Raw genomic sequence first — 24,923 nt, 5'->3', positions numbered from 1 at the left:
CCTTAGGTGACGTACCGTCATTTCCCTTACTGGCGCCCGCGAACCACACCCTCACGGGTGCTCGCCAGGGAGCCCAGGGCGCGCATCACGGCTGAGCGGCCCGTCCGTGGGACCGTCCACAAGGTCTGGCCCTTGACGCCGTGTTCGGCCAGCAGGGTGTTCGCCGCCAGGAAGCCGGTGGTGGCGGCGCGTTCCATCAGGGCGACCGGGAGGTCGCAGCGCACCACGTCGCCGGCCAGGGTCAGCCAGGGGTGGGGGCTGCGTACGGTGGGCCGCCGGCGGTAGGTGCCGACCGGGAAGAGGGGGCAGTCGGCGTGCCACTCGTGCCGGGCGTCGACGACGCGGGCCGCACGGGTCTCCGGGTACACCTCATACAACTGCCGTACCAGGCGCCGCTCGACGTCGGTCCGCTGTTCGCCTTCCCCGACGGCGTAGGCGTGCAGTTCGACGACCGCGCCCCCATTCCGTGAGGCCCAGCGCGCGGCCTCGTCCTCGTACCGGTCCAGGACGCTGACGTTGTCCAGGCCGCCGTATCCGCTGGTGCCGAGGAACCCCGGCCGGTCGGCGCGGACCGGCCGGTCGAGCCAGAGGCGGCTGACGAGGAACGGCGGCGCGTTGCGCAGCGCCGCGATGTCCTCGCGCCAGGGCGGGGTGCCGAGGTCCGGCGAGTCGGCGACGAGCCGGCGCAGCCCGGCGCCGTCGAGGGCGAGGACCACCGCGTCGTACCGGTCGGCCGCCGCCTCGGTGCACACCTCGGCCCCGCCGTCGCACGGACGCACGGTCTGCACGGGGGTGCCGGTGCGGATGTCCGCACCGAGGCGCCGCAGATAGTCGCCGAGGGGCTCCCAAAGCGCCTGCGGGAAGGGCTCGTTCGGGACGTCGAAGAGGAGACCCTCCGACGAGCCGAGGAAGTAGATGTGGAACATCAGGAGCAGTTCGGCGGCGGAGAGTTCGCGCGGGTCGGCGAAGAAGCTGCGCGAGAACACCTCGAACGCCAGGTGGTGCGCTGCCTCGGGGAAGCGGATGCCTTCCAGGAAGGCGGTGGCGCTGATTGTGTCGAACCGTTCGTACACCTCGGGGACGCGGACGTCGAGGAGCGGCAGCGCGGCGCGGGCGTCCATGGTGGCGAGGTCGCGCCAGCCGAAGGTGGGGCTGAGCGCGACGAAGCCGAGCGCGCTGAGCGGGGGCGTGCGCGGGACGCGGGCGAAGCTGTCGGTGAGGCCGCCGCTGTGCCGCAGGGGGTAGTCGGGCAGGGCGGTGAGCCGGGCGAGCGTGGGGTCGGTGCGCCGCAGCAGGCCCCGCAGGTTGTAGTACTGCCGGAAGAAGGCGTGGAAGCCGCGGCTCATGGTCGCCGCCGAGCCGTCCGCCAGCCGGATCCGCCGGCCCGCGAGCCGCCCGCCGAGCGCGCCACCGCTCTCGTACACGGTGACGCGGGCGCCGCGCTCGGCCAGTGCGGTGGCGGCGGCGAGGCCGGCGATGCCGCCGCCGATCACGGCGGCGCGGGGCGCGTCGCCGGGGGCGAACCGCGCGCGGCCGGGGATGGCCCGCAGCACCTCGGCCCGGCGGTCCCGGCCGCGGCGGGGGATGTCGTACGGGGTGTTCACGAGGTGCCCTCCGAGGCCGCGGCGGCGCCGCCGGTGGCGAGGAAGGTGTGCACGATGCCCGTCTGCCAGCCGGCGACCGGGACGGCGCGCACACCGGTGAACCCGGCGCGGATCAGCCGGGCGGTGAAGTCGGGCACGGTGTCGAAGTCGAGGACGCTGCGCCGCAGATGGCGGTAGAGGGCGGCGTCACCGCTGAGGGTGCCGGCCGGGATGATCACCGCGCGGCACACGGCGTTCCACAGGGCCCGGTGGGCCGGCGCCCCGCTGAGGCTGTACTCGTGGACGGCGAGCCGGCCCCCGGGGCGCAGCAGGCTCCGGACGGCGGCAAGGACCCCGTCCGGGTCGGTGACGTTGCGGAACAGATAGGCGGCGAAGACCGCGTCGAAGGGACCGTGGTCCGCCGTGGCCAGCTCCTCGGCGCTCAGGTGCAGGAAACGGACCCCGGGCGGCCACGACTTGGCGCGGGCCCGCGCCAGCATGCCCGCCGAGGCGTCGACGGCGGTGATGCGCGCCTCGGGCGCGGCCCGCAGCAGCGCGCGGGTCGACGAGCCGGTCCCGCAGCCCAGGTCCAGCAGGTGCAGCCCGGCACCCCGGCCGGGCAGCCGCAGCCTGCGGGCCGAGCGGAGCAGGTCGGTCCGGTAGCCCGGGTTGAGGGCGGTGAGCAGGTCGTACGTGGGTGAGGCGGCGTCGAAGGCACGCGCAAGGTCGCGGTCGCGCAGCAAGGTCATCCGGGGCTCTCTTCGCTTCGGGGGCCGCCCGGTACCGGATGCGACCGGCGGGGCAGGAAAGGGAGTTCGACGGCGGTGCGGAGCATCGGCCCCACGGGGCAGCGCATTCCGATGCCCCACTCCTCCCACGGCGTGGTGGCGCCGTCGAGGAAACGCAGCAGCCGCTCCGCGGGGAGGGTGCGGAACAGTCCGGTGAAGAAGTCGGGGCCGTCGATCCGCCCGGTGTCCAGGGCGCGCAGCAGTACGGCGTCCATGGCCAGCGCGCGTCGCCCGTGCGGCGCGGGCACGTCGGGGCGCCCGGCGCGCACGGCGGCGGCGATGGCCCGGCTCTGCCGCTGGACGGCGGCGAAGGTGTAGCCGGTGGCGGGGCGGGTGGCGCCGCCCGCGGCCCCGATGCGGTGGACGGCGGGCCCGGTCCGGCGCGGGAAGCGGGCGTCGGTCATCGGGATGACGCCCTGCTCGGCGGACTCGACCGTGGGCGTGCCGATGCGGAGGATGTCGCGGCAGTAGAGGGCGAGGGCCCGCTCGTACGCCTCGGTGGTGAGCGGGGCGCGGGAGAACTCGGTGTACTCGACGAGCGCCCGGTCGGGGGCGAGCGGCAGCACGTATCCGAAGGCGAGGCCGTGGCGCGGCTGGGGGACGCGGAAGTCCATCAGGTCCGCGACAGCGGGGTCGAACCGGTCCGTGGCCGTGCGCACGAACCAGCCACGGAAGTGTTGCAACAGCCGGGTGCGGGTCGGTGGCAGGGCGCGCAGCGGGCGGGAGTCGAAGACGTGGCGGGCGCGCAGGGTCAGGGGCCGCCCGTCGGGGTCGGTGCAGCGGACCTCGGCGCCGCCGTCCACCGTGCGCACCGCGTCCGCCGTCGCGCGCAGCACCCGTGTTCCGGAGGAGCGCGCCAGCCGTGCGTGCACGAGGCGTTCGAAGGGGCCCGAGCGCAGCATGCGGTAGCTCAGGGGCGCGGGATCGACGGTGACGGCGGCGCCGTCGGCGCCGTGCACCCGCAGCCGGGACCAGGTGGCGGTCAGCGCCGCGTCGAAGTCGCCCGTGCCCCGCTCCCAGTAGCACCAGGTGCGTTCGGCGGGCCGCAGCGGTCCGGCCGGCGGTTCCACCACGGTCACCGCGTCCGCGCCGGCCTCCATCAGGCGGTACGCGAGGCTGAGTCCGGCCGCGCCGCCGCCGAGAACGACCACCCCCGGGGGCACGGATCGAAGGTCCACGTCACACTCCGGATCGCAGGGACACAGGGGCCCGCCGGTCCCGCTCCGGTGGTCCCGGCGTGCATCTCCTCTTCGGCCCGTGGTCCGCGTTCGGATGCGGCGGGTTCGCCCATCAGTACAGACGGCGGTGCCCGTGCCACGTGGCGGCGCGCCGGGACGCGGACGATTCGTGCGGCTCAGCGCAGCGGCAGGGTGACGCTGATGTCCTTGCCGGTCCGCCCGAGCACGAGCGTGATCTCGGTGGCCAGCTCACGGACGAGGAACCATCCGTACCCGCCCTCGCCGCGCGCGCGGGGCCGCCGGGGATCGGGGTGCCGGGGAAGGTCCGCCGAGCGGTCGCCCACGGTCACCCGTATGCCCTCGTCGCCCATGTCGGCGTCGAAGCGGGTGACGCCGCCGCCGTGCCGCAGCGCGTTGGTGACCAGTTCGGAGACGACGAGGAGGATGTCGGCCCGGGCACGCTCGCCGACGGCGGCTCCCGGGCCGTCCGCCCACGCGCGCAGGACTCCGGCGACCTGTTGGCGCGCTTCGGCCGCGGTGGCCGGGAGTGCGGGGGCGGCCGGGATCGCCGGGTCGTGCCCGCGCTCGCCGCGCAGGGCGGGTACGCCGGTGCTCACGTCGGGGACGTCGCCGCGCAGGGCGGGTACGTCGATGCTCACGTCGGGCACGTCACCGCGCAGGTCGGATACGTCCGTGCTCGCTTCGGGTACATCGGTGCTCACGCCAAGGTCCCCTTCACCGGGGCCGCGTTCACGGCGGTGTCGACGTCCTCGGCGAGGACGAAGAACTCGGTGGTCCCCGTGACGCCGAACAACCGGTCCACGACCGGGCGCAGCGGCCCGCACACCACCAGCTGCCGGTCGCCCGCCCGGTGCCGGCGCTGGGCGTCGAGGAGCACATGGAGCACCGAGGAGTCCGCGAACTCCAGGGCGGACAGGTCGACGACCGTACGGCTCTGGCCGGCCAGTTCCGCCGCCCTGGCCAGCTCGCCGTCGAGCGCGGCCACGTTCTCGGAGTCCAGTGCTCCGGTCGCTCGTACCACCGCGGCCCGGCCGCGCCGCGCGAGCGTGACCTCCGCGACCATGGGCTGCCGCCGTGCCGTCTGGCTCTCCACCGGTTCCGTCATGAGCCTCTCCCTCGGCCGGGCGCGACCGCCCGCCTTCCCTCGTACAGCCCGGCGATTCTACGTATGCGCGGGCCCGCCTCGAATCCCTCTGCCCCGATCCCGCGGATCTGTGCAGCATCGGCGAAGGCGGCGCGCCTTCGCGCGAGCCGTGGCGAACCCCGCCGGACCCCCTCGGGGACGCCCCCGGAGCGACGCGTTCAACGGCGCCGTTTCGGCAGGTCAGTCGGGCAAAACCAGTGTAAATCGGATGACCCCAAGATTGGGACTCCCCAACCGGCACATCAAGGGCTTAACTTATGGAGCATGACCTCCCCCCGCTCCACCTATGGCGGCGGTTACTACTCCGCGCCGTCCTTCCCGGACACTCCCATCTACGACTCTCTCGTCGCAGAGCGGGGCACTCCGCAGATCGCCCCGATCCGGGTCCCCTCCGCGTACGACACGGGCAGTCACCTGCCCGCCCTCCCGGCCGCGCTGCCCGCCCTGCCGGCCGCCCCTTCCCCTCCCAACCCCGCGTACGGCTACGCGCAGGCCCAGCAGCCCGCCCCGCTGCAGCAGGCGCCGTCGCCCTACATCCCGCAACAGGCCGCGGGCCCGCGCGGCTACCCGGGACCCCAGGCCCAGCGCCCGGCTCCCGGTACGGGTTACGAGGCGATGCGCCCGGCGGCGCCCCGCCCCGCCCCGGCGTCGTACGAGGATCCGTACAACCGCCCCTACCGCGGATACTGACCTCCTCGGACGCCGACCTGCCGCGGACAATGATCGGCCGCAGACGCTGACCGGCCGCAACCGTTCAGGCGTTGCCCGCCGTCGAGCCACGGCCCGGCGGCGGCATCCCTGTGTCCAGGTGTTCGGGGGCCGCATGTCCGGATGCCGGCTCCCCGAATGATCGGCGCTCGAACGGGGAACTCGTTGACGAGGGACGGTCGTTGGGTGAGGGGGACGGGAAGGGGGTGCGGGGCGTGCGAGCGATCGTCGGCCTCTGGCGGTGGCGGCACAATCCGCTGCGCCGCGGCACCGACCTCGTCGAGGCCTGGATGTCCCTGGTCGCCCTGGTGCTGATCGTCGCCGCTGTCCCGCTCGCCGCGGTGCTCACCACGGACCTGACGCGGGACGCCCTCCTCGGCTCGGTCCACCAGCAGCACGAGAACCGGCACCGCATCGTCGGCACCGTCCTGCGAAAGATCGACTCCCCGCCGCTCGACCCCGACCCCGAGACCTCGTCGGTCCGTGACGCGCACAGCCGCGTGCTCGCCCGCTGGACGGCCCCCGACCACACCGACCGCTACGGCGTGGTGCTGTCCGACCTCAAGTCCCCCGACCGCGGGGACCACTTCAGGATCTGGACCGACGGGCGCGGCCGGGTCGTGGGCCGCCCGCTGGACACCGCGACCGCGACGACGCACGCGGTCCTCGCCGGATTCGGCGCCGCCGCGGCGACGGCCGGTCTCGTCGAGGGCACCCGCAGGCTGATCCTCTGGCGCATCGTGCGGGGGCGTTACGCCCGCCTCGACCGGGCCTGGGACAAGGCGGGCCCGGACTGGGGCCGTACGGGCACCGGTTCCTGACCCACCCGGCGGGCGCGGCCGGGCGCACACCGCCCGGTGCCGTCGAACACCTCTGCCCAAGGCCGCCCAGGTGAGAGCCTGGCCATCGGGTCAACTCCGCCTGCTCCCGCGCGCTACGGTGGACCGGCCGAACTCTTCGGCTCCCTGCGCGGTGACACGGCACGAGTGACACGGAACGACGACGCAGGATCCCGCGTACGACGAGGTGGGGGCAGAGCAACTCCATGGCACAGGGCACGGTCCAGGTGACGCACACCGGCACGTCGCGGTGGCGGCGCCGCACCGGCGAGTACGCATCGCTCGCCGCTGCCTTGGAGGCCGCGAGCGACGGCGACATACTGACCGTCGCCGCGGGCACCTACCGCGAGAACCTCGTCGTCCAGCGCGCGGTGACCCTGCGCGGACCGGAGAGCGCCCCCGGCTCGGTGCGCATCGCGCCGGCCGACGGCGTGCCGCTCACGGTCCGCTCCTCCGCGATCGTCCAGGACCTGCACGTCGAGGGCCAGGACTCCTCCGCGCCCGCGCTGCTCGTCGAGGACGGCGCGCCCGAACTCATCGGCATCCGCGTCGTCACCCGGTCCGCGGCCGGCATCGAGGTGCGCGGCGGGGCGCGTCCGACGGTGCGCCGCTGCACCGTCGACAACCCCGGCGGCATCGGCATCGCGGTGCTCGACGGGGGCGGCGGTGTCTTCGAGGAGTGCGAGATCGTCGCGGCCGGCCAGTCCGGTGTCTCGGTGCGCGGCGGCGCCCACCCCCGCCTGGAGCGGTGCCGGGTGCACCACGCCTCGGGCGCCGGTCTCTCGGTGACCGGGGAGCACACCGGGCTCGAAGCCATCGGCTGCGAGGTGTACGAGGTCAAGGGCTCCGGAGTGCAGATCACCGGACGGGCCGCCGCGCACCTCACCGACTGCGACGTGCACCGCACCACCTCCGACGGCGTCACGCTCGACACGGACGCCGTCCTCACCCTCGCCGACTGCCGCATCCACGACATCCCGGAGAACGCGGTCGACCTGCGCTCGCGCTCCGTCCTCACCCTCACCAGGTCCACGGTGAGCCGCTTCGGCCGCAACGGCCTGTCGGTCTGGGACCCGGGCACCCGCGTGGACGCCAACCAGTGCGAGATCCACGACAGCACGGGCGACTACCCGGCGGTGTGGGTCAGCGACGGGGCGACCGCCGTCCTGGAGTCGTGCCGGGTGCACGACGTGCCGGACGCGCTGTTCGTCCTGGACCGCGGCTCACGCGCGGACGTCGTCGACAGCGACCTCTCCCAGGTGCGCAACACCGCCGTGTCGGTGAGCGACGGCGCGACCGCGCAGCTCGACGACTGCCGCATCCGCGAGGCCGCCACGGGCGCGTGGTTCCGCGACCACGGCAGCGGCGGCACCCTCGCCAACTGCACGGTGGACGCCGTCCAGACGGGCGTCATCGTCACCAAGGGAGCCGACCCCACCCTGGAGCGGTGCACGGTCACCTCCCCCGCCGAGGCGGGCTTCTACGTCTCCGCGGGCGGCCGCGGCAGCTTCCACGGCTGCCGGGTGAGCGGCAGCGGCGGCTACGGCTTCCACGTCATAGACGGATGCCGTACGACGCTGAAGAAGTGCCGCACCGAACGGTGCGCCCGAGGCGGCTTCGAGTTCTCGGAGGAAGGGCCGATCGTCGAGGACTGCGCCAGCGACGAGAGCGGCGGCCCGCGCACCCCCGCGTCGGTGGCCGCGGAGACACCGGCCGTGCAGACGGCCACGCAGACCGTCGGGCTGCTCGGCTCCCTGCCCGCCCAGCACACCCCGCAGGCCGCACCGGCCCCCGTCGAGACGCCCTCCCGCGACTCCAAGGAGGTCCTCGGCGAACTCGACGCCCTGGTCGGCCTGGACAGCGTCAAGCGCGAGGTGCGCGCCCTCACCGACATGATCGAGGTCGGCCGGCGCAGGCAGCAGGCCGGTCTCAAGGCCGCCTCCGTCCGCCGCCACCTCGTCTTCACCGGCTCCCCCGGCACCGGCAAGACCACCGTCGCCCGGCTGTACGGCGAGATCCTCGCCTCGCTCGGCGTGCTGCAGAGCGGCCACCTCGTCGAGGTCTCGCGCGTCGACCTGGTCGGCGAGCACATCGGCTCGACGGCGATCCGCACCCAGGAGGCGTTCGACCGGGCGCGCGGCGGGGTGCTGTTCATCGACGAGGCGTACGCGCTCTCGCCGGAGGACTCCGGGCGGGACTTCGGCCGCGAGGCCATCGACACGCTCGTGAAGCTGATGGAGGACCACCGCGAGGCCGTCGTGGTGATCGTCGCGGGTTACACCGCCGAGATGCAGCGGTTCCTGTCCGTCAACCCCGGTGTGGCGTCCCGCTTCTCACGCACCATCACCTTCAGCGACTACGCCCCCGAGGAGCTGCTGCGGATCGTGGAGCAGCAGGCCGACGAGCACGAGTACCGCCTCGGCACCGGCACGCCCGAGGCGCTCCTGAAGTACTTCACGGCGCTCCCCAAGGGGCCCGCGTTCGGCAACGGCCGTACCGCGCGGCAGACGTTCGAGGCGATGGTGGAGCGGCACGCGGGCCGGGTCGCCCAGCACGACGAGCCGAGCACCGACGATCTCACCCTGCTGTATCCGGAGGATCTGCCGGAGCTGGTGTGACGCCGTCCTGCGCCGCGGGCCGGGGACCCGGCACGCCCGGCCTGAGGCGGGCAAGGAGTCGCGCCCGCTCCTCGGCGAACGCGGGATCGGCCTGGTAGTCGCCGTGCCCGAGGATGGGCGCGGGCAGCGGGTGCTCCTCCGTACGTCCGTAGGCGAGGGGGTCCTTGAGGGCGGGGCGGTCGACCTGGGGGCCGCAGTCGCCGGGCAGGTCGATGGGGCCGCCGATCGGGTCGGTGGTGCGGTGGAGGTTGCGCCAGCAGTCGACCTCGCGGTGCAGGGAGGAGAGGGCGGCGGGGCCGAAGTGTGCGGGGAACCAGCGGCCGTAGAGGCGCTCCAGGGGCGAGCCGTAGGTGAGCAGGGCGACGCGTCTGCGGACCGACGGGCGCAGCTGCCAGGCCGCGGCCGCCGCGAGGACGCTGCCCTGGGAGTGCCCGGAGAGGACGAGGCGGCCGCCGGTGGCGCTGGTGGCGCGCGTCCAGGCCGCCATCCGCCAGGTCAGGTCGGGCACCGCGCGCTCGGCGTAGCAGGGCGGGGCGAAGGGGTGGGCGGCGCGCGGCCAGAAGGTGCCGACGTCCCAGAGGATGCCGATGGTGCGCCGGGCGGAGGGATCCTTGTAGGCGCGGCGCCCCCAGGTGACGAACAGTATGAAGCCGAACCCGATCAGCCAGGAGCCGAGGGCCTGCGCGGTCTCGGCGGCTCCTTCCAGGACGTCGGGCAGGCCCTGCGCGGCCTGCGCCGGGGCCTTCCCGGTGGCCCACGCGCCGGTGAGCGCGGCGGCGCCGAGCAGCAGTGTCACGGCGGAGATGATGCCGACGAGCAGCGGCGCGCGGTCGGTGAGCGCGGCACGCGCGCGGGTGCCCGCGATGCGGCGGGTACGGGTGGAGTCCTTCGGCTCGCCGGGGTAGTCCAGCGGAATGCGGGTCATCTCCCGGTGCTTGCGCTGGACGGTCCGCACCCCGAACCAGCCGCACAGCGCCGCGACCACGATCAGGAGCGGCGGGATCACGGACGCCTGCCAGGTGAGCAGCACCGGCGGGCCGTCGATCGAGCCGTGGTTGCCGTCCAGCCAGTCGGCGACGCGCTGCGCCCCGCCGCCGGTCATGACCCCGCCGAGCGCGCAGGAGAGCATCGCGACGGCGGGGCCGCCGTAGCCGCGGATGGCGGTGCGGGGGTCGGGTGAGGAGCGGTACAGGACGTGGGCGGCGGCCGCGAGGCAGAGCACCAGGACGCCCTGGACCAGGGCGATGCCGCCGAAGGTGGCGTCCCCCGGGAGTCTGCCCGCGGAGCGCCAGTCGGGGCGCGACCACCCCGCGTACAGCAGGGCGAGTACGAGCAGGATGAGCGCGCCCGTCGGAAACCACCGCACCAGGGTCTTGTCCAGGCGCCGGTCGAGCCGGTTCTCGCTGCGTCCCCTGCGGCAGACCACCCACACGACGACTCCGCCGCCGACGACGAGCGTGGCGTCGAGCGCCCAGCCGAGGACTTCGAGGAGGGCAGGGCCGTCCGCGCGCCGGTCGTGCCGTGCGGCCGGGGTGCCGACCGCCGCGGCGACGGTGAGCAGGCCGGCGGCGGTGTGGGCGGCGCGCAGCCGGGCCACCAGGCGCCGCCCGTACCAGAAGCCGGGCCTGCCGAGCGCGGTGCGGCTGGTCTCCTCCTCCGGGTCGGGCTGGTGGGGCAGCGGCTGCTGGGACTCGTACGCGCTCCAGGTGCGGTGGGAGAGGTACCAGAGCAGGCCGGTGAGGGCGGCGGGCAGGAGCGCGGCGAGGGCGAGGCGGCGGCCGGGCTGGGACCACCAGCCGCCGTGTGCGTCGGCGTCGACGGCGAGGAAACCGAGCCAGGCGCGGTCGTCGGCGCACCGGGGGGTGCCTGCGCACTGCCAGGCCGTGAGGTCGAGCGCGACCTCGCAGGCGGCGGCGACGAGCAGCACGGTGAGGGTGAGGCCGACGAGCCGCACCAGGAGGCCGTAGGTGCGCGCGAGGCGTCTGCGGTGGCGCGAGGTGGGGCGCATCCAGTGAGCGATGTTGACGACCATGAAGGGCAGCAGCAGGAGCCACAGGGCGCGGGAGCCGTTGCCGGACGTCAGATTGCACCAGACGTACGCCTCCGGCACCGGTTTGCCGCGGTAGTCGTCGGGGCGCCGCTCTGCGTCGGCGTCCTCGGTGCGGCGGAACACGGCCGCCGTGTCGTCGCCGGAGATCCGCACGGTGCGCGGGTCGCCGAGCATCTTCTCCGGTGTGGTGCCCCCGACTCCGTGGACCAGGAGTTCCAGGGCCGTCTCGTCCTGCGTGGCTCTCTCCACTGTCCCGCTTCCCCGAGATGCGCATGGTGAGGGGACAAGGATCTCGGCTCGTGGCGCTCGGCGCACCCCTCGTCACGCAATCTCCTCCTTCCGTGCCGTTCCGGGGCGCGGGCGGAACCGGGTGGTGGGACGTCCGTCACCGGCCCGTGCGAGGATGAGACGGCGTCGCAGGGGCGCGAAGTGCGTGGTGAGGCAGAGGGGCCGGAGCGGGCGTGAGTGACCATCAGAACCTTCTCGCCGAGCAACGCCGTGCCCTGATCCTCGACGAGGTGCGCCGGCGCGGTGGCGTCCGGGTCAACGAACTGACCCGCAAGCTCGGGGTGTCCGACATGACGGTCCGCCGCGACCTGGACGCGCTGGCCCGGCAGGGTGTCCTGGAGAAGGTGCACGGCGGCGCGGTCCCGGTGGTCGAGGCGAGCACGCACGAGCCGGGGTTCGAGGCCAAGTCGGGTCTTGAGCTGACCGCCAAGGAGGACATCGCGCGGGCCGCGGCGTCCCTGGTGGCGCCCGGCGCGGCCATCGCCCTGTCGGGGGGTACGACGACGTACGCATTGGCGCACCACCTGGTGGACGTGCCGGATCTGACGGTGGTCACGAACTCGGTGCGCGTGGCGGACGTGTTCCACTCCGCGCAGCGCACCTCGGGGCAGCGGCAGAGCGCGGCGACGGTCGTGCTGACCGGCGGTGTGCGCACGCCGTCGGACTCGCTGGTCGGCCCGGTCGCGGACCAGGCGATCGGCTCGCTCCACTTCGACGTGCTGTTCCTCGGTGTGCACGGCATATCGCCGGAGGCCGGCCTCTCGACGCCGAACCTGGCGGAGGCGGAGACGAACCGGCGTCTGGTGCAGTCGGCGCGGCGCGTGGTGGTGGTCGCGGACCACACCAAGTGGGGGACGGTGGGCCTGAGTTCGTTCGCCACACTCGCACAGGTGGACACGCTGGTGACCGACGCGGGGCTGCCCGCGGAGGCCCGCGCGGAGATCGCCGAGCATCTGAACCGGCTCGCGGTCGCGGGTGAGGACGAGTCAAACGGGGACGGGGACGCGGGCGCCGAACCGGCCGGCGAGGCCGGCGACTTCGGCACGCCCGGCGCCGCTGACGGAACCGCCGACTCCGGGGTCCCCACAGACATCTGACGACACGCCAGCTATGGTGACCGGACCCGGTCAACCGTCCGTTTTCGCTGGGGGGAATGGTCCGATGGCACGCCGACTGGAGCCCGTGGGGCTCGACTTCGTCGACACCGCTCCGCTGCGGCTGGTCTTCTCGCGCGAGGTGGGCGCCCCGCCCGACGCGGTCTACCGCGCCCTGGCCGACGACGTGACCGGCTGGCCCCGCTGGTTCACCGCGGTCACCCTGTGCCGGCCCACCGGCGGCGGCACGGGCCGCGAGGTCCGGCTGAAGGGCGGCACCCGCTTCCGCGAGTCGATCCTCGCGGCCGACGCGCCGGAGCGGTACACCTACCGCGTCGACGAGACCAACGCTCCCGGTCTGCGCGCCCTCGTCGAGGAGTGGCGGCTCTCGCCGGCCGGCACCGGGACCCGGGTGCGGTGGACGTTCGCCCTGGACGGCCCGGCCCCCTTGCGCGGAGCCCTGAAGCTCGGCCGCGCGGGCTTGGGCCGGGCGTTCCGCGACGCGGTCACCGCACTGGACCACCAGTGTCGGACACCGCACGGTCAAGACCCTGGCAGCGCCACTCCCCCGTGCTGAGCAGCGTCTCGATCGTCTGCGCGTAGGGCCTGATGTCCAGGCCCTGTTCGGCCAGCCACGCGTCGGAGTAGTACTTGTCGAGGTAGCGGTCGCCGGGGTCGCAGATCAGCGTGACGACGCTGCCGGTGCGGCCGGCGGCCACCATCTCGGCGACGATCCTCAGGGCGCTCCACAGCCCGGTGCCGGTCGAGCCGCCCGCCTTGCGGCCGATGGCCTGTTCCAGGGCGCGGACGGCGGCGACCGACGCCGCGTCCGGCACCTTCATCATCCGGTCGATCGCGCCGGGCACGAAGCTGGGCTCCATGCGGGGCCTGCCGATGCCTTCGATGCGGGAGCCGCAGTCGCTCGTCGCCTCCGCGTCGTTGTTCGTCCAGCCGTCGAAGAAACAGGAGTTCTCCGGGTCGGCGACGCAGATGCGGGTGTCGTGCTGCATGTAGTGGACGTAGCGGGCGATGGTCGCCGAGGTGCCGCCGGTGCCTGCCGTGGCGACGATCCAGGTGGGCTCGGGGTAGCGCTCCAACCGCATCTGCTGGTAGATCGATTCGGCGATGTTGTTGTTGCCCCGCCAGTCGGTGGCCCGTTCCGCGTAGGTGAACTGGTCCATGTAGTGGCCGCCCGTCTCGACGGCGAGGGCCGCGGACTCCGCGTACATCGTGCGGGAGTCGTCCACGAAATGGCACCGTCCGCCGTGGAATTCGATCAGGCGGATCTTCTCGGCGCTCGTCGTGCGGGGCATCACCGCGATGAAGGGCACCCCGATCAGCTTCGCGAAGTACGCCTCGGAGACGGCCGTCGACCCGCTGGACGCCTCGATGACAGGGCGCCCCGGCCGGATCCAGCCGTTGCAGAGGCCGTACAGGAACAAGGAGCGGGCCAGGCGGTGCTTGAGGCTGCCCGTCGGATGGGTCGACTCGTCCTTCAGGTACAGGTCGATGCCCCACTGCTCGGGCAGCGGGAAGAGCAGCAGGTGGGTGTCGGCCGACCGGTTGGCGTCGGCCTGGACCTTGCGGACGGCTTCTTTGAGCCAGTTCCGGTAGGCGTCGTCGCTGTGGTCGACGTCGAGCGTCGGCATCGGGTGGTCGACTCGATCCTGCTGTGGGGTGCTCACGGCGGGGCTCCTTCGCGTCGTGGCGGACGCGATTCGACGCGGCCGTACACCTCGATCTTAATCACCCGCCACACGCTTCTCACCTGCATAAACACACCTTTGAGCAGCTCAAAGGCGCGCCTGGCGCACCCTTGGCCAGAGCATGCGGGACACCGGCACGGCCCGAGCCCGGGCCATGGCCCGACGTCTCCCCGCACCCTGGTGCTCGACGCGCGGTGCGTGCAGACTTCACCGCACGGGGCACCCGTCCCGTGGAACGGGACCACCGGCGCTCACAAGGGGGCGGTGCCATGGCGGAGCCGGAATTCACGGCCAGGGGTGTGCGGATCGAGCGGCGACTGCGCTCGCTCACGCGTGCCGGACAAGTACGCATCACGGACGGCCGGCTGGAGTTGCTCACCAGCTACGGCACGGAGATCGACAGTGCGCCGCTGCAGGCGGTGCGCACGGGCAAGCCGTGGTTCGCCGCGCAGGACAGGGCGCTGGCCGAGGTCAACGGCACCCGCTACCGGCTCACCCTCGGCGAGTACGAGCCACGCCCCGGCGAGCCGGGACCGCCGACGGTGCGCAGATTCATCGAGGCGGTGCGCAGCGCCACGGAGCACCGTCGCCCGCGAGGCTGAGCGGGGCCGCGCGAGACGCGCGAGTTGCACGCCCGCACCCCCTGGGTCACTCTGGTCTCACATCACTCTGGGTTTACCGGCGATGACGCTGCGAACCAGCCCCGCCGGCCACACAGCAGGCGGCAGACCACGCGGCCCCTGCTGGATCCGAATCTCGTCTTCTTCCGGACCTCAATTCGGGGAGTCGCAGCCGTGATCAGCCAGCCGAGCAGGCATTGCACGGTAGAGCTCCAAGCCCTGCCGTCGCGGATCCGCCAGGTCCGCAGAATCGTATCTGCGCAGTTGCGCTACTGGCATCTGGATCCATTGATCGACCAGGCCGCCATCGGGGTGACGGAACTGCTCACCAACGTCCATCGGCATGCCGAACCGGACAAGGTGTGCACCGTGGAGATCGAGCTCCTGCTCGACCGGCTCACGGTCTCCGTGCACGACCACGATCCCCGCCTCCCGCAGATCGGTGAACCGGATCCCCTCGCCACCTGTGGCCGGGGACTCGCGATGGTCGCCGCGGTGAGCGAGGCCTGGGGCGTGAGCCCGCAGGGCGATGCCGGGAAGACCGTGTGGTTCACACTGCCCACGCCGGTCGCCGCGGCAGCCGTGTCCTCGTACCCCGTGTACGGGGTGGCCGCCAAGACTCCCGCCCGGTCGGCCGTTGCCGGCTGACCGGGCGGTGATCGTCCCCGCCGTCACTCGGTGGCGATGGCCCGCAGTACGTCGAGACGTGCCGCCCGGCGAGCGGGGCGCAGGCCCGCCAAGGCTCCCGCCGTCAGGCCCACCAGGGCGACCACCACGAGTTGCACCGGTGGCACGGCGAACGCGAAGGCGCTCTCGGTCGTGCTGTCGGACGCCTTGACGAGCACCCAGCCGAGGAACCCGCCGAGCGCGAGGCCGCCCGCCGTCCCGAAGGCGGCGACGAGCATCGACTCCCAGCGGACCATCGCCCGCAGCTGCGCCCGGGTCTGCCCCACCGCGCGCAACAGGCCCAGTTCACGCGTGCGTTCGTGGATCGCGAGTGTCAGGGTGTTCGCGATGCCCAGCAGGGCGATGAGCACCGCCAGGGCGAGCAGCGCGTAGACGAGGGTGAGCATCATGTCGATGCCGCTCGCGGAGGTCTCGGCGTACTCGGAGCGGGTCTGCACGTCCGGATTGCCGTACTTCCGCGCGGTCTCGGCGACCGCCGCCTTGCCCTCGGCCGTGCTCACACCGTCCTTGAAGGTGACGGAGACGAGGCGGTCGGAGTCCTGCATGCGGTGCGGGGCCCATGCCTCGCGGGTGATGACGTAATCGCCCGCCAGCTCGGAGCGGCCGTAGACGGCGCGGACCGTGAAGGTCTGCTTCTTGCCGTCGGCGAAGGCGAGTTCGGCGCGAGAGCCGACCTTCAGGTCCTGCTTGTCGGCCGCCGAGCGGGTGAGGGCGATGCCGTTCGTGCCGAGCCCGGCCAGGGATCCGTCGACCTTGCCGAGTTCGAAGGACGTGGCGAACGCGCCGGGGTCGGTGACGGTCAGGGCGCGGCCCTCGCCGTTGACCTCGGCGGTGCCCTCGCCGAGCCCGACGGCGGTCGCGACCTCGGGGCGTTCCGCGAGGGCCGGGGCCAGCTTGGGGCTGAGACCGCTGCCGCCCGCGCCGAAGCCGGGGGTGCTCACCGCGACGTCGCCGGCGAAGGAGCGGTTGACGGTCTGGTCCATGGTGGCCTTCAGTGAGGCGCCGAAGACCGTGAAGAGCGAGACGACGGCGACGCCGATCATCAGCGCGCTCGCGGTGGCGGCGGTCCGCTTGGGGCTGCGCAGGGCGTTGCGCCGGGCCAGGCCACCGGTGACGCCGCGCAGCCGGTCCAGGGGCCCGCCGAGAACGCGTACCGCACGCGAGGACGCGACCGGTCCGAGTACCACGAAGGCCACGAGGGCGAGGACCGCCCCGCCGCCCGCCGCCCAGACGGACGGGGTGACCAGGGTGCCGGTCAGGGCGAGGGCCACGGCGGCGAGCGCGAGGACGGCCCCCGCGACGGCCCGGCGGCGGGAGGCGCCCGAGTGGTCGACCGCGGTCTCGCGCAGCGCGGCCAGCGGGGCGGTGCGCCCGGCCCGGACGGCCGGTGCGAGGGCGGAGCCCAGACAGACCACGACGCCGACGCCGAGCGGCAGCAGCATGGACAGCGCGCTGATCACCAACTCGCCCTCGGGAAAGGGGAATCCGATGGCGGGGAAGAGCGCCTGCAGTCCGGCCGCGACGCCGATGCCGCCCGCGAGACCCGCGGCCGACGCGATCACGGCCACGGCGCCCGCCTCCACGAGGGTCGACGCGGTGACCTGGCGGCGCGAGGCGCCGAGGGCGCGCAACAGCGCGTTCTCGCGGGTGCGTTGGGCGACGACGATGGCGAAGGTGTTGTGGATGCTGAAGGTGGCGACGAGCAGCGCCACTCCGGAGAACACCAGCAGGAAGGTGGTGAAGACGGAGAGGAACTGGCCGGAGATGTTGTCGGTGTTCTCCGCGGCCGACGCCTCACCGGTGATCGCCTCGACCCCCTTGGGCAGGACGGGGGCCAGCGCGTCGACGAGTTCCTGCTCGCTCACGCCGGGCCCGGCCCGCACCTGGATGGTCGAGGCCTCGCCGGGCTTCGGGGTGAGGTACTTCTCGGCGTCGGCCTGTGTCATGCCGGTGAAGGTGGTCTGCGCCATGCCGTCCTCGCCGCCGAAGGTCGCGAGGCCCACGATCTTCACGCGGAGCGGGTCGGGGGTGCGCAGTGTCGTGGTGTCGCCGACCTTGAGGTCGCCGGCCTCGGCGGCGCCGCGGTTGACGACGACCTCGCCGGACTTCGACGGCACACGCCCTTCGGCGAGTTGGTACGCGTTCAGGCCCGCGTCGTCGATCCAGTTGCCGGCGAGGGTGGGCGGGCCCTTGCCGCCGATGGGTTCGCCGTCCTTGCCGAGGAGCTGGCCCGCGCCCTGGATGCTGGGGGCGGCCGCCGCCACCGCGTCGGACTTCTCGATCGTCGCGACGAGGTCGGTGGCGACGGGCTTGCGGGTGCCCTGACGGTCGTCGGGGGTGGTGATGGTGTCGGCGCTGCGGACGACGGCGTCGGTGCCGCGGGTGGCGTTGCCGAACATCGTGTCGAAGCTGGCGCGCAGGGTGTCGCCCATGACGAGCGTGCCCGCGAGAAAGGCGACGCCGAGCAGGACCGCGAGGAACGTACCGGCGAAGCGGCGTTTGTGGCCCCGCAGCGAGGACAGGCTGATGCGCGCCGAGGCCCGCAGGGAGTGCAGGGAATTCGGGGAATTCGGGGAATTCGGGGAATTCGGGGAGCTCATGACGACGGCTCCTTCCTTCCGGGGCCCGAGATCGTGGCCGGGTGCGTGTCCGGTGCGGCGGGCGGCCGTGCGTCTGCGGCGGGCGGCCGTGCGTCCGTGGCGGACGGCCGTGCGTCGAAGGCCTTCAGGCGGTCCAGGACGCGGTCGGCCGTCGGCTCCTCCATGCGGTCCACCAGGCGCCCGTCGGCGAGGAAGACGACCTCGTCGGCGTGGGCGGCGGCCACCGGGTCATGGGTGACCATGACGACGGTGCGGCCCATCCCGCGCACCGCGCGGCCGAGCAGGCGCAGCACCTCTTCGCCGGAGCGCGAGTCGAGGTTGCCGGTCGGTTCGTCGGCGAAGACGACGTCGGGCCGGCCCGCGAACGCCCGCGCCACGGCGACGCGTTGCTGCTGGCCGCCGGAGAGTTCGGAGGGCCGGTGGTGCAGCCGGTCGCGCAGCCCGACGACGTCGATGAGGGCATCCGTCCACTCGCGGTCGCCGCGGATGCCCGCGAGGTCCATGGGCAGGGTGATGTTCTCGGCGACGGTCAGCGTCGGCACCAGGTTGAAGGCCTGGAAGACGAAGCCGACGCGGTCGCGGCGCAGCAGGGTGAGGCGCCGGTCGTCGAGCGTGCCGAGCTCGGTGTCGCCGATGAAGGCGGCACCCGAGGTGAGCGTGTCCAGGCCCGCCGCGCAGTGCATCAGGGTGGACTTGCCGGAACCGGACGGGCCCATGATCGCGGTGAAGCGTCCGGCAGGGAAGCCGACGCTCACCCCGTCCAGGGCCCGTACGGCGGTGTCCCCGCTGCCGTAGACCTTCACGGCGTCGGCGACGCGGGCGGCGCCGGTCCGCACCGGCCGGGCCGCCCGTCCGATGGCGGTGCTCATGCCGCACCGTCCTTGCGGGTACGGCCGAACTCCTCGTTGAGGACGGTCAGCCGCCGCCAGTACTCGTCCTCGTCGATCTCGCCGGAGGCGAAGCGGTGGCCGAGCACGGCGATGGGCGAGTTCTCGTCGACGCCGGTGCGCCCGGTGGGTGCGCCCATGCCCCGGAACGGGCCGCGCCCGCCGCGCCACACGGTGCGGCGGAGCAGGGTGACGACGCCGATGACGACGGCCGCCCAGATCAGCGGGAAGAACAGGATCCACGGACCGGGTCCGCCGTCCCATTGCGCCAGGGTCTCCATCTGAACTCATCTCCTTCAGAGCGTTTCCTCGATGCCTCCAAACTCGCTCCGCGGGTGCCCTCACGTCGTCGTACGGCCAGCGGCACCGCGCGTACCACCCCGGGAGTACGCGGGGCGGGCCGGCCTGCTCCCACCAGCCCTGGTTTCTGTACCTACTAGTATGTACAGTGAGGTCGTGAGCACTTCGGAGCGGTTGATCGAGTCCACCCGCGAGCTGTTGTGGGAGCGCGGTTACGTCGGTACGAGCCCCAAGGCCATCCAGCAGCACGCGGGCGCGGGGCAGGGCAGCATGTACCACCACTTCGCCGGCAAGCCCGACCTCGCGCTCGCCGCGATCCGGCGCACCGCCGAGGAGATGCGCGCCGCCGCGGAGGCCGTCCTCGCCGGTCCCGGCTCGGCGTACGCCCGCGTCGAGGCCTATCTGCTGCGCGAGCGCGACGTGCTGAAGGGCTGCCCCGTGGGCCGGCTCACGATGGACCCGGACATCATCGCCAGCGACGAGCTCCGCGCGCCCGTCACCGAGACCCTCGACTGGCTGCGCGACCGTATCGCCGCGATCCTCGAAGAGGGCCGTGCCCAGGGCGAGTTCAGCGCTGCGCTCGACGCGCGGGACGTGGCGTCGGCGGTCGTCGCGACGGTCCAGGGCGGCTATGTGCTGGCCCGTTCGTCCGGTTCGCCCGCCGCGTTCGACGCGGGCGTACGCGGCCTGCTCACCCTGCTCGCGGCGGCCCGCACCGCTCCCACCCCGTAACGCCCACCCGTGAGGACGCCTCCGTTGCACATCACCCGGAACCGCCCCGACAGCCGCAAGGGCCCCGCCGAGCACTTCACCGGCACCGTCTGGCTCGACGAGATCGCCGCCCCCGGCCCGCCCTCCCGACTGCGCCTGTTCAGCGTGCACTTCGCGCCCGGCGCCCACACGGCCTGGCACCGCCACCCGCACGGCCAAGTCCTGCACGTCACCGAGGGCGAGGGCCTCGTGCAGCGCGAGGGAGGGCCGGCCGAGACGATCCGGGCCGGCGACACCGTCTGGATCGAGCCCGGCGAGGCGCACTGGCACGGGGCGGGGCCGCGCACCTTCATGACGCATCACGCCGTGGTCGAGGCCGCCGACGACGGGACCACCGCCGACTGGGGCCCGCTCGTCGACACCACCTCCTACCCCAACTGAGCCTGCGCCCCAGGGAGTACACGATGCATGCGATGCAGTACGAGATCACGCTGCCCGCCGACTACGACATGGGCGTCATCCGCCACCGCGTCGAGTCCAAGGGCCATCTCCTGGACGACTTCCCCGGGTTGGGCCTGAAGGCCTTCCTGATACGGGAGCGCGGCGTGAACGGATCGCCGGTCAACCAGTACGCCCCGTTCTATCTCTGGAACACCACCGAGGGCATGAACTCCTTTTTGTGGGGCCCGGGTTTCCGTGGCATCGTCGACGACTTCGGGCGTCCGGTGGTGCAGAACTGGACGGTGCTCGCGTACGAGGAGGGCGGCGCGGCCGCGACCGCGCCGCGGGCGGCGGTCCGTCGCCGGCAGCGGATCGCCGAGCCGACGCCACTGCCCGTGTTCGCCGACGAACTGGCCCACGAGGCAGCACGGTTGAGCCGCGCGGAGGGCGCGGTGAGCGTGCTGACCGCCATCGATCCGCGCACGTGGGAGGCCGTGCACTTCTCGCTCTGGGACCACGTGTCGCCCGCGGCCGAGGGCGAGGTCTTCGAGGTGCTGCACGTCTGCGCGCCGGAGCGGGAGAAGCTGCCGCGGGGGCGGCACTGGTGACCGGGGCCGCCGGGCCCGAGTCGGCGGCGGCCGGCCCCGCTGTCCGTACCGTTCTCGGGGACATCGCGCCGGAGCGCCTCGGTGTGTGCGACGCCCACGACCACGCCTTCCTGCGCAGTCCCCGACTGCCGGGGCAGGAACTGGACTCGGCCGAGCACGCGGCCGCCGAACTGGCGGCGTTCCGCGCCGCGGGCGGACAGAGCGTCGTGCAGTGGACGCCACACGGGATGGGACGCCACGCTGAGCGGCTGCCCGGCCTCTCCAGGGCGACCGGGGTCCAGCTGGTCGCGGCGACCGGGTTGCACCAGGCGGCCCACTACACACCGGAGTTCCTCGACGGCCTCCGCGCGACGGACCTCGCGGACCTCTTCGTCCGCGAACTCACCGAGGGCATCGGGGAGTCCGGCGTACGGGCCGGAATCGTCAAGGTCGCGGGCGGCTTCCACGGACTCGACGCGCACGCCCGCTGGACGATGCGCGCGGCGGCCGAGGCACACCGCGCGACCGGCGCCCCGGTCTGCGTCCACCTGGAGCTGGGGACCGCCGGGTCCCTCGTACTCGACCTGCTCTGCGGCACGTTCGACGTGCCGCCGCACCGGGTGATTCTCGGCCATCTGAACCGCTCCCCCGACCTGACGTGCCACCTGGGGGCCGCGGAGGCGGGCGCGTACGTGGCGTTCGACGGCCCCTCACGCGCCCATCACGCCACGGACTGGCGCATGCCGGACGCGGTGCGCTCCCTCGCGGACGCGGGGTTCGGCGACCGGATCCTGCTCGGGGGCGACACGACGACGGCCGGGGCGCGCTCGGTGCACGGCGGCCCCGGCATGCCGCATCTGCTGCACGAGGTGCGACCCCGGCTCGAACGCGACGTGCGCGAGGACCTGGTGGAACGGATCCTGACGGTGAACCCGGGGCGGGCGTTCGGGGTGGAGTGGTGAACTGGCGAAGTGGCGAACTGGTGAACTGGTGAACTCGTAGGGCGCGTGCGGAACGCTTTGGCTCGGCGGGGTCTCTCACTACCCGTACGGCAGTACCCGCTGAAAGGAGTTGTTCCGCATGGTGCGACGCGTTCGTGTCCTGTTGCTGACCGCGCTGACGCTGGTCGCGGGCACGGTGATGTCTTCCACCCCCGCCTCCGCCGTCATCGGCGGCTCGAAAGCCACCTACGGCCCGTGGGCGGTCCGCATGCTCGTCGACGGCAAACCGGCGTGCACCGGGACAGCGGTCGCCCGCCAGTGGATCCTGACCGCCTCGCACTGCTTCTACGAGCAGGCGCAGCCGGTCGCCGACAAGCGGATCTCCTTCCGGGTGGGCGATCTCGACATGCGCAAGGGCACCACGGTCCGCCCCCTCCGCGGCAAGCGCGTGGGCAGCGCGCACGCCGACATGATGCTCGTCAAGGTCGCGCCGATGAACGTCCCCACCGCGCGCCTGGCGACGGTCGGCGTCAAGCGCGGGCAGCTCGTACGGCAGTACGGGTGGGGCGCCACCTGCACCACCGACGAGAACGCCTGCCAGTCCCCCGTCCTCAAGCAGTCGAAGCTGAAGGTCGTCCGGGCGAACGACCCCCTGTGCGCGGGCCACACCGCACCCGGCGGCCCCGACTTCTGCATGAAGAAGGTGTCCGGCATCCCGGCCGGCGGCGACTCCGGGGGCCCGGTGATGACCATCGGCCCGCGCGGCGCCGAAACCCTCATCGGCGTCTTCAACGGCTCCGACCGGGAGAAGAGCGCCGAGGCCGGAGAGGTCTCCCAGCAGCTGTCCTGGATCCGCTCGGTGATCCGGCGCTAGGTTGCGGCTGCCACGATCCTGACCACCGGCCCTTTCGGGCAATTCCCCTTGTCCGACAGGGCAATTCGGCGGCCTTCTGTCGGCCCAGGGCGACGCTGGACACACCTTGACCACCCCTGAAATCCTGTCACTGAGACGCTTGTTCTCTCAGGTGTTCTCTCAGGCTTGATCCGCTCGGCCGCGCGGGCATGGAGCCGCGAGCCCCCAGCCCGCGAGAGGCACCCGATGCACGCGAACGAGCAAGCCCAGGCCTCCGAGCGGAAGGCGGGCGGCCGCTCGGCCCCGAAGTCCCCCCGCACCACGGGCCCGGCGGGTCCACTCGCCCGGCCGGGTGCCGCGGGGAACGCGGCCGTCGTCCAGATGCTCCGCGCGGCCGGCCATGCGTGGGCGCAGGACGCGCACCAGCACGGTGACGGGAGCGGCCACGGACAGGCCCCCGTACTCCAACGGGCCAAGTCCGTAGGGGCGTTCGCCCACGACCAGGAGGGCGACGACGGCCTGTCCAACCAGCTGGTGCTCGACAAGATGACGGCACTTCAGCTCCACACGCAGCAGATCTACGACCAGATGCGCGCGAGCATGGCCGAGCTGAGCGAAAGGGCCCTCGCCTCGGGGGGCCGGCCCATGGACCTCACGCAGTACAACCTCTGGTCGGGCCCCGAGAAGTGGGCCACGCACGAGAAGAACGGCCCCCGGTACGGCACGAAGGAACGCACCGGTGAGTACCAGGCCCACCAGTCGCCCGGCTTCACCATGGACCAGACCTCGCAGCACTTCGCCGCGCTGGACCAGTTGGAGGCGGCGGGATACAACTCTGTGAACCGGCCGCGGGACCCCGAGTACCAGCAGCAGTTCGTCAACTGGCTGAAGGAGAGGGAGCGGTCAGGCACCGCGTTCGACGCGGACGAGGCGCAACGCGAGTTCCTCAGACTGAAGGCCACGGGCGCGGGGCACGAGCGGGCCGTGTACGAGCCGTCCGACGGATCCGCCGGGCGGCCTGTCCCGGAGGGCACCGACGAGCTCGTCGGATGGCACGGCGCCCAGTTCGGCTCGGCCTGGGAGCCGACTTCGGACTCCGTCGCCAAGAAGGCCGCCCTGGCCATGCTGCCGGTCAGGAGCTTCGGCCTCGACGACCCCCTCGCGGACGGCACCGGCGTCACCCACCCCGCCCCGTTGGGAACGGTGCAGGTGCGGCAGGAGATCCCCATGGTCATGCGGATGGCCGACGAGCTCGCCGACTCGCTGCGCGAGAACGTGGAAGTACGGAAGGGCATCGCACGCCTGGCGAGCGGGGCGGCGGACCAGAACCGGCTGAACGAGCTGGCGCAACAGGCGACCGACGGCATCAACCGGTTCCTTCAGGGAACACAGCTGCTCGATGTCGGCGGAGAGCGGGAGGAGCGGGCGAAGAGCGCGGACCTCATGCGTGAGGGTCGGGCCATGTTCCTGTCCGCGGTAAATCTCTTCGACGCGTTCTTGCGGACGGCGGGCTGCCCCGCCGCGGACTGCCCTCCGGAACTGACGTCGGCGCTGGGTTCTCACTGACCTGTCAGCACCCGCGACGTATTGCACTGCTCGTTCCAGAACCGGTACGGTACCGACATGGCCCGACCGAGAAGTTTCGACGAGGAGCGGGCCCTGGACGCGGCGATGCACGCCTTCTGGGCGAACGGTTACGAGGCCACCTCGACCCAGGACCTGTGCGAGGCCACCGGACTGGGCCGCAGCAGCATCTACAACACGTTCACCAGCAAGCACGACCTGTTCCGGCGCGCCCTGACCCGGTATATGGAGACCATGAACGCGAGCCAGCTCGCGCTCCTGGAGGACACCGGACTCGCGGCCGTGGACCGCGTGCGCGCACTGCTCGACCGGATCATCGACGGGGAGTTCGAGCACCGCGAGAACGGCCACAGCATGGGCTGCCTCACCGTCAACACGACCGTCGAACTCGCCGGGCGCGACCCCGAGGCCGCCCGGATGCTGGAACGCGATCTCGCGGCACGGCTCACCGTGCTGCGCGCCACGATCCGGTCCGGCCAGCGGGACGGCGACATCACGTCGGCGCGGGGCGCGGACACCCTCGCCCAGTTCGTCAACGCCGTCATCGGCGGCATGCGGGTCGCCGCGCAGGGCGGCGCCGACCGGGACACACTGCAGGGCATCGCCGAAACCGCCCTCGCCGCGCTGACGGCCCCCTAGCCCGGACGCCGAACACCTCGTACTCGCCACCACGCCTCGCGCCCCGTACCAGACCG

The 24,923-nt window shown here is 73.0% G+C and carries 24 protein-coding genes; 14 read left to right on the top strand and 10 right to left on the bottom strand.

All coding sequences use genetic code 11. The features are described from left to right. Nucleotides 1-26 precede the first annotated feature (26 nt). The 5 genes from ACFYO9_RS32335 to ACFYO9_RS32315 form a co-directional block, all read right to left on the bottom strand. Nucleotides 27-1,604, bottom strand: a complete 1,578-nt coding sequence (locus tag ACFYO9_RS32335; RefSeq protein ID WP_358775490.1) for an FAD-dependent oxidoreductase — start codon at nt 1,602-1,604, stop codon at nt 27-29. Then, a complete protein-coding gene (locus tag ACFYO9_RS32330) occupies nt 1,601-2,332 on the bottom strand; it encodes a class I SAM-dependent methyltransferase (protein WP_358707614.1) in 732 nt (243 codons plus the stop codon). Before ACFYO9_RS32330 ends, ACFYO9_RS32335 begins: the two co-directional genes overlap by 4 nt. Then, nucleotides 2,329-3,549: a lycopene cyclase family protein gene (locus ACFYO9_RS32325; protein ID WP_358775489.1), complete on the bottom strand. Its 1,221-nt coding sequence runs from the start codon at nt 3,547-3,549 to the stop codon at nt 2,329-2,331. The genes ACFYO9_RS32330 and ACFYO9_RS32325 overlap by 4 nt, the downstream gene beginning before the upstream one ends. Before the next feature lie 176 nt (nt 3,550-3,725). Then, nucleotides 3,726-4,271 (bottom strand): ATP-binding protein, encoded by a 546-nt coding sequence (locus ACFYO9_RS32320; protein ID WP_358775487.1) that lies wholly within the window; start codon nt 4,269-4,271, stop codon nt 3,726-3,728. Further along, nucleotides 4,268-4,675, bottom strand: a complete 408-nt coding sequence (locus ACFYO9_RS32315) for an STAS domain-containing protein (protein WP_355812954.1) — start codon at nt 4,673-4,675, stop codon at nt 4,268-4,270. The genes ACFYO9_RS32320 and ACFYO9_RS32315 overlap by 4 nt, the downstream gene beginning before the upstream one ends. A gap of 303 nt (nt 4,676-4,978) precedes the next feature. Here ACFYO9_RS32315 and ACFYO9_RS32310 point away from each other — a divergent pair, with 303 nt between their 5' ends. From ACFYO9_RS32310 to ACFYO9_RS32300, 3 genes are all read left to right on the top strand, one after another. Further along, nucleotides 4,979-5,404 carry a DUF6643 family protein gene (locus ACFYO9_RS32310; protein WP_355812956.1) on the top strand — a complete coding sequence of 142 codons (426 nt, stop codon included), beginning with the start codon at nt 4,979-4,981 and terminating at the stop codon, nt 5,402-5,404. Between the two features lie 233 nt (nt 5,405-5,637). Then, a complete protein-coding gene (locus ACFYO9_RS32305; protein WP_358775485.1) occupies nt 5,638-6,243 on the top strand; it encodes a hypothetical protein in 606 nt (201 codons plus the stop codon). 224 nt (nt 6,244-6,467) lie between these two features. Further along, complete coding sequence (locus ACFYO9_RS32300) at nt 6,468-8,879, top strand: right-handed parallel beta-helix repeat-containing protein (RefSeq protein WP_358775483.1); 2,412 nt, start codon at nt 6,468-6,470, stop codon at nt 8,877-8,879. On the opposite strand, the gene ACFYO9_RS32295 is transcribed toward ACFYO9_RS32300, so the two are convergent. Beyond that, entirely contained in the window at nt 8,839-11,103 is a 2,265-nt protein-coding gene (locus ACFYO9_RS32295) for a hypothetical protein (RefSeq protein ID WP_358775662.1), read from the bottom strand. The genes ACFYO9_RS32300 and ACFYO9_RS32295 overlap by 41 nt on opposite strands. A gap of 287 nt (nt 11,104-11,390) precedes the next feature. Here ACFYO9_RS32295 and ACFYO9_RS32290 point away from each other — a divergent pair, with 287 nt between their 5' ends. Continuing rightward, nucleotides 11,391-12,314, top strand: a complete 924-nt coding sequence (locus tag ACFYO9_RS32290; RefSeq protein ID WP_355812963.1) for a DeoR/GlpR family DNA-binding transcription regulator — start codon at nt 11,391-11,393, stop codon at nt 12,312-12,314. A 64-nt stretch (nt 12,315-12,378) separates the two neighbouring features. After that, complete coding sequence (locus ACFYO9_RS32285) at nt 12,379-12,888, top strand: SRPBCC family protein (RefSeq protein ID WP_355812966.1); 510 nt, start codon at nt 12,379-12,381, stop codon at nt 12,886-12,888. Here ACFYO9_RS32285 and ACFYO9_RS32280 read toward each other — a convergent pair. After that, nucleotides 12,818-13,960 carry a PLP-dependent cysteine synthase family protein gene (locus ACFYO9_RS32280; RefSeq protein WP_358775660.1) on the bottom strand — a complete coding sequence of 381 codons (1,143 nt, stop codon included), beginning with the start codon at nt 13,958-13,960 and terminating at the stop codon, nt 12,818-12,820. The genes ACFYO9_RS32285 and ACFYO9_RS32280 overlap by 71 nt on opposite strands. A gap of 326 nt (nt 13,961-14,286) precedes the next feature. Between ACFYO9_RS32280 and ACFYO9_RS32275 the strand changes: the two genes are divergently transcribed. Together ACFYO9_RS32275 and ACFYO9_RS32270 are read left to right on the top strand one after the other, a co-directional pair. After that, nucleotides 14,287-14,619, top strand: coding sequence for a hypothetical protein (locus ACFYO9_RS32275; RefSeq protein WP_355812968.1), 333 nt, complete (start codon nt 14,287-14,289; stop codon nt 14,617-14,619). Nucleotides 14,620-14,811: 192 nt separating this feature from the next. Further along, nucleotides 14,812-15,285, top strand: a complete 474-nt coding sequence (locus tag ACFYO9_RS32270) for an ATP-binding protein (RefSeq protein WP_358707630.1) — start codon at nt 14,812-14,814, stop codon at nt 15,283-15,285. 23 nt (nt 15,286-15,308) lie between these two features. On the opposite strand, the gene ACFYO9_RS32265 is transcribed toward ACFYO9_RS32270, so the two are convergent. The 3 genes from ACFYO9_RS32265 to ACFYO9_RS32255 are packed head-to-tail and all read right to left on the bottom strand — an operon-like array spanning nt 15,309 to nt 19,092. Next, nucleotides 15,309-17,870, bottom strand: coding sequence for an FtsX-like permease family protein (locus ACFYO9_RS32265; protein ID WP_358775658.1), 2,562 nt, complete (start codon nt 17,868-17,870; stop codon nt 15,309-15,311). Between the two features lie 50 nt (nt 17,871-17,920). After that, a complete protein-coding gene (locus tag ACFYO9_RS32260; RefSeq protein ID WP_358775481.1) occupies nt 17,921-18,793 on the bottom strand; it encodes an ABC transporter ATP-binding protein in 873 nt (290 codons plus the stop codon). Beyond that, nucleotides 18,790-19,092: an SHOCT domain-containing protein gene (locus ACFYO9_RS32255; protein WP_358775479.1), complete on the bottom strand. Its 303-nt coding sequence runs from the start codon at nt 19,090-19,092 to the stop codon at nt 18,790-18,792. Before ACFYO9_RS32255 ends, ACFYO9_RS32260 begins: the two co-directional genes overlap by 4 nt. Before the next feature lie 160 nt (nt 19,093-19,252). Between ACFYO9_RS32255 and ACFYO9_RS32250 the strand changes: the two genes are divergently transcribed. From ACFYO9_RS32250 to ACFYO9_RS32220, 7 genes are all read left to right on the top strand, one after another. Further along, a complete protein-coding gene (locus ACFYO9_RS32250) occupies nt 19,253-19,843 on the top strand; it encodes a TetR/AcrR family transcriptional regulator (protein ID WP_358775477.1) in 591 nt (196 codons plus the stop codon). Nucleotides 19,844-19,867: 24 nt separating this feature from the next. Next, the gene (locus ACFYO9_RS32245) at nt 19,868-20,263 is read left to right on the top strand and encodes a cupin domain-containing protein (RefSeq protein ID WP_358775476.1); all 396 of its coding nucleotides are present in this window, start codon (nt 19,868-19,870) and stop codon (nt 20,261-20,263) included. A gap of 23 nt (nt 20,264-20,286) precedes the next feature. Beyond that, nucleotides 20,287-20,871, top strand: coding sequence for a DUF4865 family protein (locus ACFYO9_RS32240; protein ID WP_358775475.1), 585 nt, complete (start codon nt 20,287-20,289; stop codon nt 20,869-20,871). Beyond that, nucleotides 20,865-21,812: a phosphotriesterase gene (locus ACFYO9_RS32235; protein ID WP_388666785.1), complete on the top strand. Its 948-nt coding sequence runs from the start codon at nt 20,865-20,867 to the stop codon at nt 21,810-21,812. Before ACFYO9_RS32240 ends, ACFYO9_RS32235 begins: the two co-directional genes overlap by 7 nt. A 118-nt stretch (nt 21,813-21,930) precedes the next feature. Further along, a complete protein-coding gene (locus tag ACFYO9_RS32230) occupies nt 21,931-22,665 on the top strand; it encodes a trypsin-like serine protease (protein WP_358707641.1) in 735 nt (244 codons plus the stop codon). A gap of 225 nt (nt 22,666-22,890) precedes the next feature. Next, nucleotides 22,891-24,210 carry a hypothetical protein gene (locus ACFYO9_RS32225; protein WP_358775471.1) on the top strand — a complete coding sequence of 440 codons (1,320 nt, stop codon included), beginning with the start codon at nt 22,891-22,893 and terminating at the stop codon, nt 24,208-24,210. A 57-nt stretch (nt 24,211-24,267) separates the two neighbouring features. Further along, on the top strand, nt 24,268-24,867 hold the full coding sequence (locus tag ACFYO9_RS32220; RefSeq protein WP_355812992.1) for a TetR/AcrR family transcriptional regulator: 600 nt from the start codon (nt 24,268-24,270) through the stop codon (nt 24,865-24,867). The last annotated feature ends 56 nt before the right edge of the window (nt 24,868-24,923 follow it).

It is taken from the genome of Streptomyces sp. NPDC005863, from assembly GCF_042871345.1.
GTDB lineage: Bacteria > Actinomycetota > Actinomycetes > Streptomycetales > Streptomycetaceae > Streptomyces.
The sequence above is the reverse complement of the archived record's forward strand: the minus strand, read 5'-3'. Positions and strand labels throughout refer to the sequence as shown.

Excerpts from the sequence above, each read along its gene's own strand:
- ACFYO9_RS32330 (WP_358707614.1), bottom strand. The coding sequence starts at position 2,332 with ATGACCTTGCTGCGCGACCGCGACCTTGCGCGTGCCTTCGACGCCGCC.
- ACFYO9_RS32315 (WP_355812954.1), bottom strand. The coding sequence starts at position 4,675 with ATGACGGAACCGGTGGAGAGCCAGACGGCACGGCGGCAGCCCATGGTC.
- ACFYO9_RS32310 (WP_355812956.1), top strand. The coding sequence starts at position 4,979 with ATGACCTCCCCCCGCTCCACCTATGGCGGCGGTTACTACTCCGCGCCG.
- ACFYO9_RS32300 (WP_358775483.1), top strand. The coding sequence starts at position 6,468 with ATGGCACAGGGCACGGTCCAGGTGACGCACACCGGCACGTCGCGGTGG.
- ACFYO9_RS32295 (WP_358775662.1), bottom strand. The coding sequence starts at position 11,103 with ATGCTCGGCGACCCGCGCACCGTGCGGATCTCCGGCGACGACACGGCG.
- ACFYO9_RS32285 (WP_355812966.1), top strand. The coding sequence starts at position 12,379 with ATGGCACGCCGACTGGAGCCCGTGGGGCTCGACTTCGTCGACACCGCT.
- ACFYO9_RS32280 (WP_358775660.1), bottom strand. The coding sequence starts at position 13,960 with ATGCCGACGCTCGACGTCGACCACAGCGACGACGCCTACCGGAACTGG.
- ACFYO9_RS32275 (WP_355812968.1), top strand. The coding sequence starts at position 14,287 with ATGGCGGAGCCGGAATTCACGGCCAGGGGTGTGCGGATCGAGCGGCGA.
- ACFYO9_RS32260 (WP_358775481.1), bottom strand. The coding sequence starts at position 18,793 with ATGAGCACCGCCATCGGACGGGCGGCCCGGCCGGTGCGGACCGGCGCC.
- ACFYO9_RS32255 (WP_358775479.1), bottom strand. The coding sequence starts at position 19,092 with ATGGAGACCCTGGCGCAATGGGACGGCGGACCCGGTCCGTGGATCCTG.
- ACFYO9_RS32250 (WP_358775477.1), top strand. The coding sequence starts at position 19,253 with ATGTACAGTGAGGTCGTGAGCACTTCGGAGCGGTTGATCGAGTCCACC.
- ACFYO9_RS32240 (WP_358775475.1), top strand. The coding sequence starts at position 20,287 with ATGCATGCGATGCAGTACGAGATCACGCTGCCCGCCGACTACGACATG.
- ACFYO9_RS32230 (WP_358707641.1), top strand. The coding sequence starts at position 21,931 with ATGGTGCGACGCGTTCGTGTCCTGTTGCTGACCGCGCTGACGCTGGTC.
- ACFYO9_RS32225 (WP_358775471.1), top strand. The coding sequence starts at position 22,891 with ATGCACGCGAACGAGCAAGCCCAGGCCTCCGAGCGGAAGGCGGGCGGC.
- ACFYO9_RS32220 (WP_355812992.1), top strand. The coding sequence starts at position 24,268 with ATGGCCCGACCGAGAAGTTTCGACGAGGAGCGGGCCCTGGACGCGGCG.